Genomic DNA, 2,262 nt, shown 5'->3' on the forward strand with positions numbered 1-2,262 from the left:
CCGACCGAACCGTGGTGACCTGCGAGATCACACCCGAGCTCCTCCAGCCGTACGGCATCGTCCACGGGGGTGTCTACTGCTCGCTCGTGGAGACCGCCGCGAGCGTCGGAGCCGCCGTGTGGTTCGGGGACCGGGGCAACGTCGTGGGCGTCTCGAACCACACGAACTTCCTGCGGGCGCTGCGCGCGGGCACCGTCACCGCGACCGCGACCCCCATCCACCGCGGCCGCACCCAGCAACTCTGGCTCGTCACCGTCACCGACGACGAGGGCCGCGACATCGCTCGCGGCGAGGTGCGCCTGGCCAATCTCGCCTCCGCGGACGAACTGGGCCGGCCCGCATCGGATCGATAGGCGGTGCGACCCGCGGCGGGGGCGGCGGGGGTGTTCTGATCGGTGCGGACCTCACGGGCACCTACGCACCTCACCTCCCCACCACCCATCCAACCCCACGTCAACTGCCCGCCAGTAACCAACCAAACCCATAGATACACGGTTTCATTGACAGATCGACACAGAAGGAAGTGCTGCGACGGCTCCTTGAACCCGAGAGTCTGCGCGGACCTTTGTGCAACCTGCACGGCTGCCGGAGGGTCTGACGCGGTAGCGGGCGTATGGGGGTGGTATGGACGGGCCGGGATCCAAGCTAAGCGGGGACGGGGACTCCACGGACTTCACCGTCGGGTGGACAGCGTTGGCGAGTGCGGTGCTCTTCTTAGGGTGGATGGCGCTGGATATCTCGCTGTATGTGCTCCTGGGCTGGGTGGTGATGCTGGCTGGGGTGGCCGGGGTCTGTTACCTGGTAGGCCGCGGGCTGGGGTGGCTCCCTTCTCCCGACCGGATTCCTTCACCAGCCCGCATGCTGGCCGGGCTGCTGCGACGTAAGGAGGACTCGTGGCTGCTCGCACCGCGCTGGGGCGAGGTGCGACTGGCCACCGTGGGGTTGGTGTTCTTCGCCTGCACTGCCGGGACCTTCGGATGGAAGGCCGCTGAGGAGTACCAGGTCCTGGAGAAGCTGCGCGAGGGCGGCAACAGGACTGCCGCGAGGGTGGTAAGGGTCGCCGGTGAGTCGCAGGAAGGGTGGGCCACCGCGGTGACCGTACGCATCCCCACACCGTCCGGGCCAGTACTCGCGGATGTCGACGTCGGCGACAGCTCAGCACTCGATGCGAAAACGGGGCGGCGGATCCAGATCGTGTACGACCCGGCGCAGCCCACACAGGTCCGCCATGTGGAATATCTCGACGGGCGTGAGGCCGACGGCATCCGAACCGGCGCGCTGGTAGTCGGACTGCTTGCGACGGGCTTCCTGGTGGGGACCACACGGGAGGTACTTCGCGTCAGGCAGCAGACGATGGGCGACCACAGGCCCGGTCCGGAACAGCCTCGGAACGAGTTCTGAGGCTGTGAAGTTCCCCCAAGACCGGGTAGTTAGCGTTCTCGCAGGTCATGCAAGGGGTGTTGAGAGGTTCTGTCACGCGTCAGACTTTGTGGCAGAGCCGGTTACTTGCGGTCTGATCACGTGATGAGTCTGATCGTTCATGCCGAAACCACCGGTGCTACCGGCGGAGGAGAAGGTCCGGATCGTGTTGTCGATCCTGGCCGATGAGGTCACCGTCGCCCAGGCCGCTCGCCGGGCGAAGGTGTCCGAACCTGGCGGCGCCGCCAGGTGCACCACCGCACGGCGGTGAGGACGTCAAGGGTCCTTGGCCGCGTCCGGCCAGGGAGCGGGTGGCTGAGGCCGCTCGACGGCATGCGCTGGCGCATCCGGACTGGGGGCACCGCAAGGTCTGGGCGATGTGCCGGTATGAGGGCCAGCCCGTCTCGCAGGCCTCGGTGCTGCGGCTGCTGCAGGACCAGGGGCTGCTGCTGGAGGCGAACTACCAGCGCGAACGCCGACAGCTGGCCAAGCGACGCAAGGCCGCCTTCGCCACCGAGCACGGGAGGGCCGCCTACTTCGGAGGCGACGGGCAGCGCTCCCCTTCGCGGGGACAGGCGAGGAGCGCCCGTACGAGAAACCGGCCGTGCGTCGTGTAGTAGCCCGCGTAGGCGTCGGCCCCACGGTCGAGGGCATCACGCGCCGACCGCATGTGCAGCCTTGACGGAGACGGCACTGGTCGGCGGTGGCGACTCCGTCAGCTCCTCCTCCAGCCAGTCCGCCGCAGCCGCCGCGGCGGTGAACGTGCCGGTCATCATCGATCTCGGCTTGCGGAACCACATGTTGATGTCGTTCGGCGGCGTAGCGGACTGCGGGTCACGGGCC

General features: G+C 68.0%; 4 protein-coding genes and 1 pseudogene. 4 read left to right on the forward strand and 1 reads right to left on the reverse strand.

The genetic code is table 11. From position 1 onward, the window contains the following. The 4 genes from ACRDP3_RS10525 to ACRDP3_RS10540 form a co-directional block, all read left to right on the forward strand. A partial coding sequence (locus tag ACRDP3_RS10525) for a PaaI family thioesterase (RefSeq protein ID WP_431516608.1) occupies window positions 1-353 on the forward strand: 353 nt, incomplete at its 5' end. A 370-nt stretch (window positions 354-723) separates the two neighbouring features. Continuing rightward, complete coding sequence (locus ACRDP3_RS10530; RefSeq protein ID WP_431516609.1) at window positions 724-1,401, forward strand: hypothetical protein; 678 nt, start codon at window positions 724-726, stop codon at window positions 1,399-1,401. A gap of 139 nt (window positions 1,402-1,540) precedes the next feature. After that, window positions 1,541-1,690, forward strand: a complete 150-nt coding sequence (locus tag ACRDP3_RS10535) for a hypothetical protein (RefSeq protein ID WP_431516610.1) — start codon at window positions 1,541-1,543, stop codon at window positions 1,688-1,690. A gap of 40 nt (window positions 1,691-1,730) precedes the next feature. Further along, window positions 1,731-2,036 (forward strand): hypothetical protein, encoded by a 306-nt coding sequence (locus ACRDP3_RS10540; protein ID WP_431516611.1) that lies wholly within the window; start codon window positions 1,731-1,733, stop codon window positions 2,034-2,036. A 36-nt stretch (window positions 2,037-2,072) separates the two neighbouring features. Here ACRDP3_RS10540 and ACRDP3_RS10545 read toward each other — a convergent pair. Further along, window positions 2,073-2,262, reverse strand: a pseudogene (locus ACRDP3_RS10545) (hypothetical protein); the annotation flags it as partial.

It is taken from the genome of Streptomyces sp. (genome assembly GCF_050698815.1).
Lineage (GTDB): Bacteria > Actinomycetota > Actinomycetes > Streptomycetales > Streptomycetaceae > Streptomyces.